We start from the raw sequence: 15,353 nt of genomic DNA on the forward strand, positions 1-15,353 counted from the left end.
TTCATAACCAATAACCATCGATCAAGGCGATAGTTCATGGCCTCTCACGAAGTGTTGCTGGCGTTTGTCCAGGCGGCGACCCAAGGCTCGTTTTCCGCAGCGGCGCGCAAGCTGGGCCGCAGCCAGTCGACCATCAGTGCAGCGGTGGCCAGTCTTGAAATCGATTTGAATCTGGTCCTGTTCGACCGCAGCAGTCGTAAACCCAGCCTGACCCCGGCCGGGCACGTGATGCTGCAACGGGCCGAGGAAATCCTGGCCGCCACCAGCCGCCTGGAAATGACCGCCAGCCAGTTGTCACAAGGCGTCGAGCCGAAATTGACCGTGGCGATTTCCGATACCTATCAATCCGACCGCTTCGAAGCGGCGCTGGGTGCGTTTGAACAGCGTTATCCGGACCTGGAGCTCGAGTGCCTGATTGCTGAATGCGATGACTTGATTGCGCTGGTGCAACGGGGTCGGGCGCGGGTGGCGTTCGCCGAAATGCAGGACAGCTATCCGCCGGATCTGGTGAGTTCGACGGTTGAGGAGCGCACGGAAATTGCGTTGTTCGTCTCCCCGGCGCATCCATTGGCGGCGCTTCATCCTATTGATCAGGATGTCCTGCAGCAGCACCGGGAATTGCGCCTGGCGACCATCGTCAATCCGTACGAGACACGAGCGAAGGGCCGCGTGTGGTCGGCGCCAAGTTATTTGATGCTGCTGGAAATGGCTCAGGGTGGATTTGGCTGGGCGCCGTTGCCGCGCTGGCTGGTGGAGCGGTTTGGGCCGGGCTCGTTGCAGGAACTCAACGTGCGCGGCTGGCCGAAACCGGTGTTTGTCGATGCACTGTGGTCGCGCCAGCATCCGCCTGGGCCGGCGGGGAGTTGGTTGTTGAGCAAGATGCTGGAATAGTGGTGCCCCCCTTCGCGAGCAGGCAAGATCGCATCATTCCAACGCCTTGATCCGCGCTTCAAGAAAACGCCGCTCCGGCACTTGCTGGGTCAACTCCAGCGCTCGCTCATACGCCGCCCGCGCCTCCTCCACCCTGCCCAACTGCCGACAAAACTCCGCCCGCGCCGAATGCGCCAGGTGGTAATCGTGCAATTCACCCCGATCCAGAATCGCCTCAACCAAGGTCAAACCCGCCAACGGACCATCGCGCCTGGAGATCGCTGCCGCCCGGTTCAACTCGATCACTGGCGACGGTACCACCCGCAACAGCAGGTCATACAGACCGACAATCTGCAGCCAGTCGGTGTCTTGCGGTGTCGCCGCCTCGGCATGCACAGCCGCGATGGCTGCTTGCAGGCAATAAGGCCCGAAGCGCTGCCGGGTCAGCGCCTGCTCAACCAACGCGCAACCCTCGGCAATCATCCCGGCGTCCCACAACGAGCGGTCCTGCTCATCCAGCAGGATCAACTCGCCGGTCGCCGATGTCCGGGCCTGGCGTCGTGATTCGTGCAACAACATCATCGCCAGCAAGCCCATGACCTCCGGCTCCGGCAGCAACTCCAGCAACAATCGCCCCAGCCGGATCGCCTCGCGCGTCAGGTCTTCGCGCGTCACTTCAGCGCCGATGGACGCCGAGTACCCCTCGTTGAACACCAGGTAAATCACCCGCAGCACGCTGTCGAGGCGCTCGGGCAGTTCCGCCAGCGTCGGCACTTGATAAGGGATTTTCGCATCACGGATTTTTGCCTTCGCCCGCACGATGCGTTGAGCGATGGTGGCGGGCGCCGACAGGAACGCCCGGGCGATTTCTTCTGTGGTCAGGTCGCAGACTTCGCGCAAGGTCAGTGGCACCTGAGCATCGGAGGCGAGTGCAGGGTGACAGCAGGTGAAGATCAGGCGCAGGCGATCGTCTTCCACGTCTTCATCACTCCAGTCGGCCTGCTCCAGCGCCTCCAGCTGCGCGATCAGCATCGGTTGCGAAGCAATAAAACGCGTGCGCCGACGCAAGGCATCGATGGCCTTGAAGCGCCCGGTGGACACCAGCCAGGCGCGCGGATTGTCCGGCACGCCGTCACGCTGCCAGCGTTCGACCGCGATGAAAAAGGCCTCGTGCAGGGCCTCTTCGGCGAGGTCGAAATCGCCGAGCAAGCGGATCAGCGTCGCCAGGATCCGTCGCGAGTCTTCGCGGTAAACCTGCTCGACCCGGGCCTGCACCGCCTCGCCAGGCATCAGTCCGGCATGCCTTCAGTCACCAGCGTTTCCAGGCGATCAAGGCTTTGCCCCCAGCCGTCATGAAACCCCATGTCTTCGTGGGCTTTGTGATCCTCTTTTGACCAATGCATGGCACGCGCGGTGTAGAGGGTTTTGCCGTCCCGCTCTTCGAGCGTCACTTCGGCCGCCATGAACGGTTTGCCCGACGGTATCCAGCCCGGGATAAACGCGTCGGTGAACACGAGTCGCTCAGGGGCGACGATTTCCAAAAATACGCCCATGGTCGGGTATTCGCTGCCGTCCGGCGCCCGCATCAAAGTGCGAAACTGGCCGCCGACCCACAGGTCCATTTCACACTCTGGCGTGGTCATGCCATGCGGCCCCCACCATTGGGCGAGCAAGGCCGGCTCGGTCCAGGCACGGAAGATCTTCTGGCGTGGCGCATCGATCAGGCGGCTGATGGATAACTCGAACTCGGCAGACTTTTTTTCAGCTGATTGCGGGCTCATGCACAACTCCTTTTTGGTTGTTGTTATTCAAGGATTCAACTGACGAACGGGACGCACCTCGACGCAGCCGACCCGGGCCGCCGGGATGTTGCCGGCGACCTGGATTGCTTCATTGAGGTCTTTGGCATCGATCAGGTAGAAGCCGGCCAACTGCTCCTTGGTTTCGGCGAACGGACCGTCGGTGATCGACATCTTGCCGTTACGCATGCGCACGGTGGTCGCCGTCTGCACCGACTCCAGCGCCTCGGCCGCGAGCATCCGGCCGCCACTCTGGATCGACTCGGCGTAGGCCATGCACTCGGCGTCATTCGGGCTCTCGGGCAGCGAGTGCAAGGTGTGTTCGTTGCTGTAGACCAGGCATAGGTATTTCATGTGGTTCTCCTGAATCGAACGGATCAACTATGGCTGCAGATTGACGCGTTGGCGAAATTCCCGACGATCAGGGCTCCAGATTGAACAGCGCAGCGCCACTGGCCATGTCGAACGGGGCCGACCAGTGTTCGTGGACAATCCGCCATTGCCCGGCGTCGCGACGGTAGCAAGCGGTCACGCGCATCCAGCAGGCCTGGGTTTCTCCCTTGTCGTTGGTGCCACCGCAATGGGCCAGCCAATGGGCGAAGGCGATGTGCTCGTCCGCCACGATGTTCATGTGACCGAAGTCGAATTTATGCGGGCCCTGGCACATTTCCATGCACTCCAGCCAATGCGCGCGGTAGGCGGCCTTACCGCGAAATTGCAAGGCCTTGACCGCGTCGTAGGAGACGATGTCCTCGGCGTACAGGGCCATGATTTTGTCGACATCCTTGGAGATGACGGCCTGGCGATAAATGTCGATCAGGGTCTCGATTTCGTGAGTGGCACTCATGGTGGTTCTCCTTGGTTTTTGTAGTGAAGACACCCTTAGTCGTTCGGCAAAAAGCCAAATCGACAGTCGAAATAAAAATAATCCATCGGCGCAAACTCGCTAGAATCCGAGGCTCATTCATGTGGGAAAAGGACACTCCAGTGACAGCCCGTCTCGTGCCTTACGAAAGCCTGAACGCGCGCCAGCGCCAGCAGGTCGAGGCCATCGAAGTACACAAAGAACAAATCAGGTTCAGCGGCGACATTCACGGTGCGTTGCACACCTTGCTGTCCAAACCCGGTCCCGGCGTCAAAGGATTTGCGCTGCTGGTCGAGGACGCTCCGGTGGCCTTCCTGCTGCTCAAGCGCCCGCCCGTGTTACCGGCCTGGGCCGATAAACACAGCGCCACGTTGCATGCGTTGCAAGTCGATCAACGTGCTCAGGGAAAAGGCTATGGCAAGGCTTGCCTGCAAGCGCTGCCCGAGGTGGCGCGACAGGCATTTCCGGAGATAAAGGGGCTGGAATTGTCGGTGGATGCGGACAATGAGTCGGCCATCGCGCTGTATGCAAAATTCGGCTGGGTCGACAGCGGCGAGGCCTACAAGGGCCGAATTGGGTATGAGCGGCGAATGGGCCTGGTTTTCTGAGGCTCTACTGACCCAACACCAAGCTCACTCCTACGGGGGATCTTCGTAGGTCTTACAAATCCAGCACCATCTCATGCCACGCCATCCCGCCATGGTCCGAAGCCGACGGTTTGATGTAGGCAAAGCCAAACCCGGCATACAGCGGAACATGCCGCTTCTTGCACATCAGGTGAATATTGGTCTTGCCCAAAGCGCGCATCCGCTCAATGAACTCGCCCATCAACCGCTTCGCCAGCCCCTGCCCCTGATAGTCCGGGTCCACCACCACCGACATGATCACCACCTGCGGGCCGGCCGGGTCGTGGCCGATCAGTTCCTTGAACGCTTCGTCCGACATCTCCACCTGAAACGCCGCACCGGAATTGATGAAACCGGCTACAACGCCGTCGACTTCAGCCACGATGAAACCCTCGGGCCAGGTGGCAATGCGGGTGGCGATTTTCTCGCGGGTGGCCGCCTCGTCACCTTCGTAGGCAAAGGTTTCGATGGCGTAGCAGCGGTCCAGGTCAGTGGCGGTGACGTTGCGGATGAGGGTGTTCATGGCGGCTCGAAATCAGCGAGGGAAAGGCTGCGAATCATAGTTGAATAAGGTGTTCATATCGATCACTGCCGGTGCCGTAAAGCCTGCGTATAGGCGCTTTCATTGCTCGAAGGTTCGGATTATTGATGTTCCCGGTTTCACGACATCAATAGGGGGAATACACCATGAGCAGCGTTCAGATCGGTCTTCTTATGTTGTTGGGTATCAGCACGTTTGGCTTCGTTACCTTGTCGATCGACCTGATGCGGGCGCGCCGGATGAAGCAAGGCAAATAACCCGACGAGAGGCGGACACACCGTCCGCCTCTCGCGGTGTTCACGGCTTGATCGGCAGCCAGATTTCCAGCACGCCGGTGTTGAGCTTCGGGTTGAAGTCTTCGCTGTAGCGTTCGAATTCCGGGGCGTCCGCCGCCTCTTTGCCGGACTGCGGCAACCAGGTTTTCCAGATGTACTGAAAGGTCTGGGGCAAGGTATCCAGCGATCCCTTGTGCTCGAATACCGCGTAATGCTGGGGTTGAACCTCGACCCAACGGTACTTCTCCGGCAGGTCGTCGAGCTTGTCGATCTCGACGCCGGCGATGTATTCGAATCCGCCCTTACCATCCGGATTGCAGCAGATGCCGTAGGTCACTTCGCCTTTTTGACCGGGAATCTGGCCAATCTCGGGAATGAATTTTTCCCAGAGATCGGGGATTTTCTTCGAGGTCTCCTGGGTAAATCGTCCGCCAAACCCTGCAATGAGCAGGAAGTGCCCGTGTTCGAAACGGGGCTCGGCGGGTTTTACGCCTGTTTGCTCATCCATGGCTCAACTCCTGAGGCTTAAAAATGGGTTCGGCTGGGAGTATAGAAGCCAAACCCGATTCGCCCAGTTACAGGGCGTGCAACTGTTCCACGGCCACCGCACCGAAAAACTCGTTGTACCCCGATAGGATCACGTAGACCGCGAAATAGCAGAAGATCGCCGCCGATGCCATGTATGAGTAGCGTAGCAGTTTGTCACCCAGCAACTTGCCGCCATGGCTCGCGGCAAAGCACAAACCGGCGCTCCAGAGCAGACCGGCACAGAGGAATCCGCCGAGAAACAGCGCGGAGCTGAGCGCATCACCGCCACCGGAACGGGCGATGAGCGTGCCGCCCACCGCCGCGAACCACAGGATGGCGCTGGGCGAGGACATGGCGAGGAAGATCCCGCGGAAAAACTCTTTGCGATGGGAGTTCTGCCCCACCTCTTCGGTTTGCGCCAATGCTGCTTCGTGGTGAATCGCCGAGTAGATCATCTTCGCCGCGAAATAAATCAGCAACGCCGAACCGCCGATCCACAGCACCCAGCGCACGGTTTCGTATTGCAGCAAAACGGTCATGCCCGCCAGCGCCAGCACCGCGTAGATCAGGTCGCCGACACAAGTCCCCAAACCCAACGCAAAGCCCTGGAAATAGCCGCGTTGCATGGCCAGGGTGATCATTGCAATGTTGGCTACGCCGATATCCAGGCACAACGAAAGGCTCAGCAAGAAGCCGCTGCTAAATTCCATCAACCGATTTCCTTCGGAAAAAAATTGTTTACTCACTGGCTGGACAGTGTGCCACGACTGCCCTTATCTTCCGCAACAGGCCACCGCAGTGGCCAGCGTCGCTCGGACGGTTCCGGGCGCTCACGTTATCCGAGGCAACAATGGCCGAACAAGGTTCGCCGCGCCGCTTTGCGCGCATAGATCGACTCCCCCCTTACGTATTCAACATCACTGCCGAGCTGAAGATGGCCGCCCGTCGTCGTGGCGAAGACATCATCGACTTCAGCATGGGCAACCCTGATGGCCCTACTCCGCCGCACATCGTCGAAAAACTGGTGACTGTCGCCCAGCGCGAAGACACCCACGGTTATTCGACGTCCAAGGGCATTCCGCGTCTGCGCCGGGCGATTTCCAATTGGTACAAGGATCGCTACGAGGTCGACATCGACCCGGAAACCGAAGCCATTGTCACCATCGGTTCCAAGGAAGGTCTGGCGCACTTGATGCTGGCCACGTTGGATCAGGGCGATACCGTACTGGTGCCGAACCCGAGTTATCCGATTCACATCTACGGTGCCGTGATTGCCGGCGCCCAGGTGCGTTCGGTCCCGTTGATTCCGGGCGTGGACTTCTTCGCCGAACTGGAACGGGCGATTCGCGGCTCGATCCCGAAACCGAAAATGATGATCCTCGGCTTCCCGTCCAACCCGACCGCGCAATGCGTGGAGCTGGATTTCTTCGAACGGGTGATCGCCCTGGCCAAGCAGTACGACGTACTGGTGGTGCACGACCTGGCCTACGCCGACATCGTCTACGACGGCTGGAAAGCCCCGTCGATCATGCAAGTGCCGGGCGCCAAGGACATTGCGGTGGAGTTTTTCACCCTGTCCAAGAGCTACAACATGGCGGGCTGGCGGATCGGTTTCATGGTCGGCAACCCGGAACTGGTCAACGCCCTGGCGCGGATCAAGAGCTACCACGACTACGGCACCTTCACCCCGCTGCAAGTCGCAGCCATTGCGGCGCTGGAAGGCGATCAGCAATGCGTGAAGGACATCGCCGAGCAGTATCGGCAGCGGCGCAACGTGTTGGTCAAAGGCCTGCATGAGCTGGGCTGGATGGTCGAGAACCCGAAGGCGTCGATGTACGTCTGGGCCAAGATTCCCGACGCGTATGCGCACCTGGGCTCGCTGGAGTTCGCCAAGAAACTGCTGGCCGAAGCCAAGGTCTGCGTCTCGCCGGGCGTGGGGTTTGGTGAGTACGGGGATGATCACGTGCGCTTCGCGCTGATCGAAAACCAGGACCGGATTCGTCAGGCCGTGCGCGGGATTCGCGGGATGTTCAGGGCGGATGGGCTAGTCGCCAAATCCTGATGACTGACACATAACACTGTGGGAGCGAGCAGGCTCGCTCCCACATTAGTTTCGGGGTGATCACAAGCGCTGTGTCACCACCGGTGTTTTGGCTTAAACAAACATCGACAGCAGCAGGATGAAGCCCAGCGCAACCACGGACAGGATGGTTTCCATCGCGGTCCAGGTCTTGAAGGTTTCCGCCACGGTCATGTTGAAGTACTGCTTCACCAGCCAGAAACCTGCGTCGTTGACGTGAGACAGGACCAACGAACCGGCACCGGTGGCCAACACCAGCAGCTCACGGTTCACACCCGGAATCATCCCCACCACCGGCACCACGATGCCTGCGCCGGTAATGGTCGCCACAGTCGCCGAACCGGTTGCCACTCGAATCACCGCCGCCACCAGCCACGCCAGCAGGATCGGCGAGATCTGTGCATTCACCGCCATGTGGCCGATCACGTCACCCACGCCGCTGGTCACCAGCATCTGCTTGAAGCCGCCACCGGCACCGATGATCAGAATGATCGCGGCAGTCGGCGCGAGGCTCGAATCGAGCCATTTCAGAATGCGTTTCGAGTCGATGCCCTGACGGTGACCGAAGGTGTACAGCGACAGCAGCAGCGCCAACAGCAACGCCGAGATCGGGTGACCAATCAGGTCCATGAAGGAGCGGGCGAAATTGCCTTCTGGCAGTACCACATCGGCAAAGGTCTTGAGCAACATCAGGAACACTGGCAGCAGCACAGTGATCAGCGTGATGCTGAAGCTTGGCAGGTCGGCCGATTCCGGCTCACGCGCCAGTTGATCCACCAGTTCCTGGTTAGGATGACCGGGGATGTACTTGGCAATGAACGTACCGAAGATCGGGCCGGCAATGATGGCCGTTGGCAGCGCCACAATCAGCCCGTACAGAATGGTTTTACCGATGTCGGCACCGAACACGCCAATGGCCAGCAACGGACCCGGGTGCGGCGGAACCAGACCGTGTACGGCGGACAGACCGGCCAGCAGCGGGATACCGATCTTGATGATCGACACGCCGGTGCGGCGCGCCACGATGAACACCAGCGGGATCAGCAGCACGAAACCGATTTCGAAGAACAGCGGAATGCCGACCAGGAACGCCGCGAACATCATCGCCCACTGCACTTTGTCTTTGCCGAACGCGCGAATCAGCGTCTGGGCAATCTGATCCGCCCCGCCCGACTCGGCCATCATTTTGCCGAGCATGGTGCCCAGCGCGAGGATGATCCCGACAAAACCGAGCACGCCACCGAAACCGTCCTGGAACGCTTTGATAACGGTACCGATCGGCATGCCGGAGGTCAGCCCGAGAAAGGCGGCGGCGATGATCAGGGCAATGAACGGGTGGAACTTGAACTTGGTAATCAGGAATATAAGCCCGATCACCGTGACCACTGCATCAAGCAGCAGGAACGTCTCGTGGGACATGCCAAACATTAGGGGTGTCTCCTGGTTGTTGTTGTTATTAAAGCGGGTAATTCGCGAGCCATCAGGACAGCGCTATCTTTTTTGGCAACACTCATACGGCCTGTTTCAGGCCGTGCGCCTGCCACCAGACGTGCGCCTGCGACGCCAGTTGCTCGACGCTGTAGGTCGATGCATCCAGCGCCAGGGTCAACGGTTCGCCTACGGGGGATTCGAGGGTGGCGAACTGACTGTCGATCAGGGTCGAAGGCATGAAGTGACCCGGCCGGTGCGACACACGCTCGGCGGCAACTTCAGGGGTCAGCTCAAGGAACACGAAGCCCAGGCCCGGCAAGGCGCTGCGCAACACTTCGCGGTAACTGTGTTTGAGGGCCGAGCAGGTCAGCACCGGGCGTTCGCCCTTGGCGTCGACGCGGCGCAGTTCATCGCACAGGCTGTCGAGCCAGCCGGCACGGTCCTGGTCGTTCAGGGGGATACCCGCGCTCATCTTTTCGATATTGGCGGCAGGGTGGAAAGTATCGCCTTCAATGGCAGTGGCGCCGCTGAGCTGGCACAAGGCCTCGCTGACGCATGTCTTGCCGCAACCGGCAACGCCCATGATGACCAGGGCGGTGATGGGATGATTCATGTAACACCTCAGCGCGCAGACAGCGCTACCTTTGAAAGCTATGACACTCGATCAAAAGTAGAAGTTGCCGACGCCTTCTTGTCATTTTTGTGGGTTGCAGCATTTTCGTCCCAGTGCCAAAAAGCGAGGTTCAGGCAAAACTCGCTTACGCATTTGCAGCTGCTTCGGGACAGCGCTACCTTAGTGCCTTGAATTTTGTTTGGCAAGCCGCCCGATGACCTCCCCTAAAAACGATAAAAATACCCGCACCACTGGCCGCCCTACCCTCAATGAAGTAGCCCGACTGGCCGGGGTCAGCCCGATTACCGCCTCCCGTGCGTTGCGCGGTGTCAGCACCGTGGCCGCCGAACTGGTAGAAAAAGTCCAGAAAGCCGCGCTCGAACTCAACTACGTGGTCAACCCCGCCGCCCGCGCCCTGGCCTCGGCGCAGAGCCATTCGGTGGTGGTTTTGGTGCCATCGCTGTCCAACCTGTTGTTCATCGACACGCTGGAAGCCATTCATCAGGTGCTTCGCCCCAAGGGCTTCGAAGTGCTGATCGGCAACTTCCACTACTCGCGCGATGAAGAAGAAAACCTGCTGCGCAACTACATGGCCTATCAACCTCGCGGCTTGCTGCTGACCGGGTTCGACCGCACTGAAAGTTCGCGGCGGATGATTGAAGCCAGCAACATTCCCTGCGTGTACATGATGGAACTGGACAGCGCGGCGGGTGTGAATTGCGTGGGCTTCTCGCAATTGGCCGCCGGCGAAACGGCGGCCGAACATTTGCTCTCCCGTGGTCGCAAGCGCCTGGCCTACATCGGCGCGCAACTGGACCAGCGCACCCTGCTGCGCGGCGAAGGGTTCCGCAAAGCCCTGCAGAAGGCCGGTTTGTACGACCCGGGTCTGGAAGTGCTGACCCCGCGTGCCTCCTCCGTCGGATTGGGCGGCGAGCTGTTTCTGCAACTGCTGGCCAGTCACCCCGATGTCGATGCGATCTTCTTCGGCAACGACGACCTGGCCCAGGGCGCACTGCTTGAAGCCCTGCGCCATGGCATCAAGATCCCGGAACAGATCGCTATCCTCGGCTTCAACGACCTGCCCGCCTCGGCGCACATGGTGCCGCGCCTGAGCAGCATCAATACGCCGCGCGAGGCCATCGGCCGACGTTCGGCGGAGTTGATGTTGACGTTGCTGGCAGGGAATTCAGTGGCTAAACCGGTGCAGGATATGGGGTTTGAACTAAAAATCCGGGAAAGCACATAACCCCTGCAAGCTCGGCTCCTGCAGGGGTCATCGCTTGTCAGTGGCTCATCAGTTCGACAAACGCCAACGCGCCTTTGCGCAACGGTTGGCTCTTGAGCCACACGGCATGCACCGGCAGCTCCAGACCATTCTCGATGTTGCGAAAGTTCAGGCGCTTGAGCCGTCCGGCGTCGAGCAGCGGCTGAACCACAGACACCGGAAAGTTGCCCCAGCCCAATCCCGCTTCGACCATCTCCAGCGCCATCGCCAAGGTGTCGGTGCGCCAGTAAGACTCGCCGACCAAAGGCCGGGTTTCGCTGATCGGCAGATCGCGGCTGGCGACGATAATTTGTCGGACGTTGACCAAGTCTTCCAGGAACAAATCCTTGCCCTGAAACAGTGGATTGTCCGCCGCGAGCGTGGCGATCATTCGCTCCGTGCCGACAAACTGAAACCGCTCAAGGACATTCATGCTCAACCCGGCGAAGGCCAGGCACACGTTGACCCGGCCGCTGTGCAGCATGGCCAGAACATCATCCTGCGGCGCGTTGAGCACCTCGATCTCCAGCAGTGGATGACGCTCGGCAATTGCCTTGATCGCCGCCATCAAACGCCCCTTGTCGATGTCCGCCACCACGCCGATCGACAACTTGCTCTCCAGCCCCAGCGATAACTCGATCGCATGCACTTGCAGTTGTTTGAGTTGCTCGGCGATCAGTCGTGCATGCGGCACCAACGCACTGGCCATGGCGGTGGGCACCGGTTCGCGATGACTGCGATCAAACAGCGGATAACCCAGTTCAGCCTCCAGGTTGGCGATGCCCATGCTCACGGCCGACGGGACTTTCCCCAGCGCCCGGGCAGCGGCTGAAAACGAGCCGCGTTCGATCACCGCAAGAAACAACTCGATGCTGTCGCTGTTGAAATTCATCCACGGTCCTATCAATAAAACTGAAAGCTGCTGACTTTTTCTGTCACGTCTATTGAAGCTATCTTTCGCCGCTTTCGCCAGTGCTGCTGGTTTCAAGTTCGCAAGAAAGAGGCAAATCCCATGCAAGGCGTTAAACGCAAACTGGTCTTCGTGTCGTTGTATGAAGTCATTGGCATGACCTTCTCGGCGCTTGGTCTGGCCCTGTTGTCCGGCACCTCACCGGGCAGCACCGGCCCCTTGGCGGTGATCATCACCACCCTCGCCGTGACCTGGAATTTCATCTACACCTCGCTGTTCGAGCGTTGGGAAAGTCGCCAGTTATCACGTACCCGCACCGTTAAACGGCGCATCGCCCATGCCGTGGGTTTTCAACTAACCTTGATAGTGTTTCTCATCCCGTTGATTGCCTGGTGGATGAACATCAGTCTGGTGCAAGCGTTCCTGCTGGACTTGGCATTGATTATTTTCATCCCGTGCTACACCTTCGCCTTCAACTGGCTGTTTGATCGCGCGTTTGGTTTGCCCACGTCGGCGCTGCCGGATCCAGTTTGAAAACGGAGTCGCCCAATGGAACATGCACTGAAGATTCTCGGTAAGGCGTCGTCCATCAACGTCAGAAAAGTCCTGTGGACCTGTGAGGAACTGGGCGCTGCCTACGAGCGTGAGGACTGGGGCAGCGGTTATGCGTCGACCCACACGCCGGAGTTTCTGCGCCTGAACCCCAATGCACAGGTGCCGGTGATCATCGATGAGGCAGGCGTGTTGTGGGAGTCGAATACCATCTGCCGTTACCTGGCCGGCAAACACCAAAACACCGATCTGCTGCCGCATGACCCGGCGGCGCGTGCGCGGGTGGAACAGTGGATGGATTGGCAAGCCACCGAGCTCAACCCTTCCTGGAGCTACGCGTTTACCGCGTTGGTGCGCAAGGACCCGGAGTTTCAGGACCCGCACCGGATTGCCGTCGGCGTGCGCGGCTGGAACCAGAAAATGGCCATCCTCGAACACCAACTTGCGATCACCAAAGGCTATGTCGCCGGGCCTCGTTTTACCCTGGCCGACATTGTCGTGGGGCTGTCGGTCAACCGCTGGTTGATGACCCCGATGGAACGGCCGGACTTCCCCGCCATCGACGAATATTTCCAGCGCCTGGCACAACGCCAGGGCTTCCTGAAACATGGCTGTAACGGCTTGCCGTAACGGCGCGGCGGTCGAGCCCTGCCGCCTGACGGCAACTCCTGACCGCTATTCACCCCTTCGAGCCCCATAAACAGGGGCATCAAGCGACGGCACGCTAATTGCTCCTGCCCTCCGGTCAGCAATTACCTACAGGCTATTCATCATGTTGGTCAGTGCAAAACAAACACAAATGATCCCTCTGCCCAAGCGTCCCGGCGAAGACCCGAGCGCTGAAGCCGCCGCCGGACTGCAAAGCGGCATGCAGGGCGCGATGCTGCAAGCGCTGCAAACCAATGTTCAGGCACAGGCCCAGGCGTCCGCGACCCAACAAACCACGCAGCAAGTGAACGAAGCGAGCAAGATCAGCGACAACATCGATGAAGCCTTCGCCAAGACCCGCGTGGCGCTGCAAGCAGCCGATCCGTCGAAAGTGCCGGCCGACATTCAAGGCAACGCCACCGACAGTTCGGCAATGACCGACTTCAAGGACTACATGAGCAAAACGCCGGAACAGCGGCTGCGCGACAGTATTCTGAAAGACATGGGCATCACCGAAGAAGACTTGAAAGCCATGCCGCCGGAGAAACAACAGGCCGTCGCGCAAGAGATTGCCAATCGCATGCAGGACAAGATGAAACTGGCGCAGGCCGAGAAAGAAACCAGCAGTAGCGAAAAAAGCGGCACTCAAGTAGTCGACAAGTTTCTGGCATCGCTTTAACCCGCGCGCATAAAAAAGGGTCCCTCTACCGGGACCCTTTTTCATTGTTACCGTGGTCAGTTCAATTGCAAGGTCGAGTTGAACTGACTGATCGCATCGACGACGTGCCTTGAGCCCTGCTGGATTTCCAGAATCACCTCCCCCGCTTCATTGGCCAACTCCACGCCAAGTCCGGTTCGACTCAAACTCGATTGCATGCTCGATACTGCGCTCAACGACAAATCGTGGTTCTTGCGCACCACTTCGACAATCTCCAGGGTCGCCTGGCTGGTACGTGCCGCAAGGCTGCGAACTTCATCGGCGACCACCGCAAAACCACGTCCGTGCTCCCCGGCCCGAGCGGCTTCGATAGCTGCGTTGAGTGCCAGCAAGTTGGTCTGGTCGGCAATGCCGCGAATGGTTTGAACAATGGTGCCGATGATGTCGGACTGTTTGTTGACGGCATCAATGCTAAGCGCCGCTTCATTCAAGTCACGGGAAATGTCCTGAATGATCTGCACGGTTTGCTGCACCACCCGAGATCCCTTCTGCGCGCAGGCATCGTTCTGTACGGAGGTGCTGTGGGCTGATTCGGCGGCGGTTTGCAGGGTGGAAACCTGATGGGTGATGTCACTGGCAAACTTGACCACTTTAAACAGCCGCCCCTTGGCGTCGAACAGCGGGTTATAGGACGCTTCCAGAAATACAGTGTGCCCGTATTTGTCTTTGCGCTCGAAACGGTGCGAGTGATATTCGCCGCGATTCAATGAAGCCCAGAACGCTTTGTAGTTCTGCGAGTCGGCTTCGGCGCGGTGGCAAAACATACTGTGATGTTGGCCGACCACTTCGTGGAGCGGGTAATGCATGGTCTTCAGAAAATTATCATTGGCCGTGATGACTTTGCCGTCAGGAGAAAACTCGATCACCGCCATCGAACGGCCGATCGCGGCGAGTTGGCTATCGTTTTCATGCTCTTTGTTAACGCGTTCGGTGATGTCCGAGGCGACTTTGATCACGCTTTTAACTTGGCGATCAGCCCCGTATACCGGCATGTAACTGGCTTCGAGCCACACTTCTTTACCACTCTTGGTCAATCGCAGAAATGACCCACTGACCGGCTCGCCACGGGCCAGGTCTCGCCACAATTTTGCGTACTCTTCACTGCGATAAAACGCCTCCTCACAAAAGACCCGATGATGTTTTCCGCGAATTTCGTCGACGTTATAACCCATGACAGCGCAAAAGTTCTCGTTGGCATCGAGCACAATGCCTTCAGGAGTGAACTCAATCATTGCCATCGAACGACTGATCGCCGCCAACCTGGCGTTGGCTTCATTCAAGGCACAACTGTATCGCTCGATTTCCAGCAGGTCAGACTTGTGATGTAGGTTAAACATGTTCTTATCACCTTGGGCGCGGACTTCTGGTTGATGACAGGACTTCGGTCTTTCAACGTATCCACCACGACGTTCCATGGAACGGGCACACGCGTTTCTCCACGGATGAGGTAGTCAGGTGATAAATGATGTTCAATCGGAGGGTCCCTAACGCGACACTCTTATCAAGACATCCTTCTCTTGATAGCCCGGGCCCGGGCCAAACCTGATGTAGTCAAAAAGCAAATCGGCGTTGATGGCGGCCTTTGATGTCGAGTGACATATTCCGTCATGGGTCAGCATAGTCAGCGTCGTTG

18 protein-coding genes and 1 pseudogene are annotated in these 15,353 nt (G+C 59.0%); 7 read left to right on the top strand and 12 right to left on the bottom strand.

Translation table 11 applies throughout. The features are described 5' to 3' along the window. The first annotated feature begins 36 nt into the window (after positions 1 to 36). Positions 37 to 891, top strand: coding sequence for a LysR family transcriptional regulator (locus J2X66_RS14360; RefSeq protein ID WP_310265384.1), 855 nt, complete (start codon positions 37 to 39; stop codon positions 889 to 891). A 33-nt stretch (positions 892 to 924) separates the two neighbouring features. Here the strand turns inward: J2X66_RS14360 and J2X66_RS14365 are convergent, their stop codons facing one another. The 4 genes from J2X66_RS14365 to J2X66_RS14380 all read right to left on the bottom strand — a co-directional run bounded on the left by J2X66_RS14365 (position 925) and on the right by J2X66_RS14380 (position 3,516). Beyond that, complete coding sequence (locus J2X66_RS14365; RefSeq protein ID WP_310265386.1) at positions 925 to 2,160, bottom strand: RNA polymerase sigma factor; 1,236 nt, start codon at positions 2,158 to 2,160, stop codon at positions 925 to 927. Beyond that, entirely contained in the window at positions 2,160 to 2,651 is a 492-nt protein-coding gene (locus J2X66_RS14370; RefSeq protein WP_310265388.1) for an SRPBCC family protein, read from the bottom strand. The genes J2X66_RS14365 and J2X66_RS14370 overlap by 1 nt, the downstream gene beginning before the upstream one ends. Before the next feature lie 27 nt (positions 2,652 to 2,678). Then, positions 2,679 to 3,023 carry a YciI family protein gene (locus J2X66_RS14375; protein ID WP_123432890.1) on the bottom strand — a complete coding sequence of 115 codons (345 nt, stop codon included), beginning with the start codon at positions 3,021 to 3,023 and terminating at the stop codon, positions 2,679 to 2,681. A 67-nt stretch (positions 3,024 to 3,090) separates the two neighbouring features. Then, positions 3,091 to 3,516 (bottom strand): nuclear transport factor 2 family protein, encoded by a 426-nt coding sequence (locus J2X66_RS14380; protein ID WP_310265392.1) that lies wholly within the window; start codon positions 3,514 to 3,516, stop codon positions 3,091 to 3,093. A 140-nt stretch (positions 3,517 to 3,656) separates the two neighbouring features. On the opposite strand from J2X66_RS14380, the gene J2X66_RS14385 reads away from it, so the two are divergent. After that, the gene (locus tag J2X66_RS14385; protein ID WP_310265394.1) at positions 3,657 to 4,142 is read left to right on the top strand and encodes a GNAT family N-acetyltransferase; all 486 of its coding nucleotides are present in this window, start codon (positions 3,657 to 3,659) and stop codon (positions 4,140 to 4,142) included. A 52-nt stretch (positions 4,143 to 4,194) separates the two neighbouring features. Here J2X66_RS14385 and J2X66_RS14390 read toward each other — a convergent pair whose 3' ends face one another. The 3 genes from J2X66_RS14390 to J2X66_RS14400 form a co-directional block, all read right to left on the bottom strand. Further along, the gene (locus tag J2X66_RS14390) at positions 4,195 to 4,683 is read right to left on the bottom strand and encodes an N-acetyltransferase (RefSeq protein ID WP_310265397.1); all 489 of its coding nucleotides are present in this window, start codon (positions 4,681 to 4,683) and stop codon (positions 4,195 to 4,197) included. A 315-nt stretch (positions 4,684 to 4,998) separates the two neighbouring features. Beyond that, the gene (locus tag J2X66_RS14395; RefSeq protein ID WP_310265399.1) at positions 4,999 to 5,484 is read right to left on the bottom strand and encodes a GyrI-like domain-containing protein; all 486 of its coding nucleotides are present in this window, start codon (positions 5,482 to 5,484) and stop codon (positions 4,999 to 5,001) included. Positions 5,485 to 5,551: 67 nt separating this feature from the next. Next, positions 5,552 to 6,214 (bottom strand): LysE family transporter, encoded by a 663-nt coding sequence (locus J2X66_RS14400; RefSeq protein ID WP_310265402.1) that lies wholly within the window; start codon positions 6,212 to 6,214, stop codon positions 5,552 to 5,554. 140 nt (positions 6,215 to 6,354) lie between these two features. Here J2X66_RS14400 and alaC point away from each other — a divergent pair, with 140 nt between their 5' ends. After that, the gene (gene alaC / locus J2X66_RS14405) at positions 6,355 to 7,566 is read left to right on the top strand and encodes an alanine transaminase (protein ID WP_310265403.1); all 1,212 of its coding nucleotides are present in this window, start codon (positions 6,355 to 6,357) and stop codon (positions 7,564 to 7,566) included. A gap of 93 nt (positions 7,567 to 7,659) precedes the next feature. Here alaC and J2X66_RS14410 read toward each other — a convergent pair whose 3' ends face one another. Beyond that, positions 7,660 to 9,012 (bottom strand): GntP family permease, encoded by a 1,353-nt coding sequence (locus J2X66_RS14410; RefSeq protein ID WP_310265406.1) that lies wholly within the window; start codon positions 9,010 to 9,012, stop codon positions 7,660 to 7,662. An 82-nt stretch (positions 9,013 to 9,094) separates the two neighbouring features. Continuing rightward, complete coding sequence (locus tag J2X66_RS14415; RefSeq protein ID WP_027923877.1) at positions 9,095 to 9,628, bottom strand: gluconokinase; 534 nt, start codon at positions 9,626 to 9,628, stop codon at positions 9,095 to 9,097. Positions 9,629 to 9,842: 214 nt separating this feature from the next. On the opposite strand from J2X66_RS14415, the gene J2X66_RS14420 reads away from it, so the two are divergent. Continuing rightward, on the top strand, positions 9,843 to 10,874 hold the full coding sequence (locus J2X66_RS14420; RefSeq protein WP_310265409.1) for a LacI family DNA-binding transcriptional regulator: 1,032 nt from the start codon (positions 9,843 to 9,845) through the stop codon (positions 10,872 to 10,874). Between the two features lie 37 nt (positions 10,875 to 10,911). On the opposite strand, the gene J2X66_RS14425 is transcribed toward J2X66_RS14420, so the two are convergent. Beyond that, positions 10,912 to 11,784, bottom strand: coding sequence for a LysR family transcriptional regulator (locus J2X66_RS14425; RefSeq protein WP_310265412.1), 873 nt, complete (start codon positions 11,782 to 11,784; stop codon positions 10,912 to 10,914). Positions 11,785 to 11,904: 120 nt separating this feature from the next. Between J2X66_RS14425 and J2X66_RS14430 the strand changes: the two genes are divergently transcribed. The 3 genes from J2X66_RS14430 to J2X66_RS14440 all read left to right on the top strand — a co-directional run bounded on the left by J2X66_RS14430 (position 11,905) and on the right by J2X66_RS14440 (position 13,681). Further along, complete coding sequence (locus J2X66_RS14430) at positions 11,905 to 12,336, top strand: PACE efflux transporter (RefSeq protein WP_310265414.1); 432 nt, start codon at positions 11,905 to 11,907, stop codon at positions 12,334 to 12,336. A 15-nt stretch (positions 12,337 to 12,351) separates the two neighbouring features. Then, the gene (locus J2X66_RS14435; RefSeq protein WP_310265417.1) at positions 12,352 to 12,984 is read left to right on the top strand and encodes a glutathione S-transferase; all 633 of its coding nucleotides are present in this window, start codon (positions 12,352 to 12,354) and stop codon (positions 12,982 to 12,984) included. A 142-nt stretch (positions 12,985 to 13,126) separates the two neighbouring features. Then, positions 13,127 to 13,681 (top strand): hypothetical protein, encoded by a 555-nt coding sequence (locus tag J2X66_RS14440; RefSeq protein WP_310265419.1) that lies wholly within the window; start codon positions 13,127 to 13,129, stop codon positions 13,679 to 13,681. A 56-nt stretch (positions 13,682 to 13,737) separates the two neighbouring features. Here J2X66_RS14440 and J2X66_RS30200 read toward each other — a convergent pair whose 3' ends face one another. Next, positions 13,738 to 14,310: a methyl-accepting chemotaxis protein gene (locus tag J2X66_RS30200; RefSeq protein WP_405046783.1), complete on the bottom strand. Its 573-nt coding sequence runs from the start codon at positions 14,308 to 14,310 to the stop codon at positions 13,738 to 13,740. Further along, a pseudogene (locus J2X66_RS30205) lies at positions 14,287 to 15,135 on the bottom strand (PAS domain-containing protein); the annotation flags it as partial. The pseudogene J2X66_RS30205 and the gene J2X66_RS30200, both read right to left, overlap by 24 nt. Between the last annotated feature and the right edge of the window lie 218 nt (positions 15,136 to 15,353).

The sequence above is a fragment of the Pseudomonas sp. 3296 genome (genome assembly GCF_031456615.1).
In the GTDB taxonomy this organism is placed as follows: Bacteria; Pseudomonadota; Gammaproteobacteria; order Pseudomonadales; family Pseudomonadaceae; genus Aquipseudomonas; species Aquipseudomonas mucoides.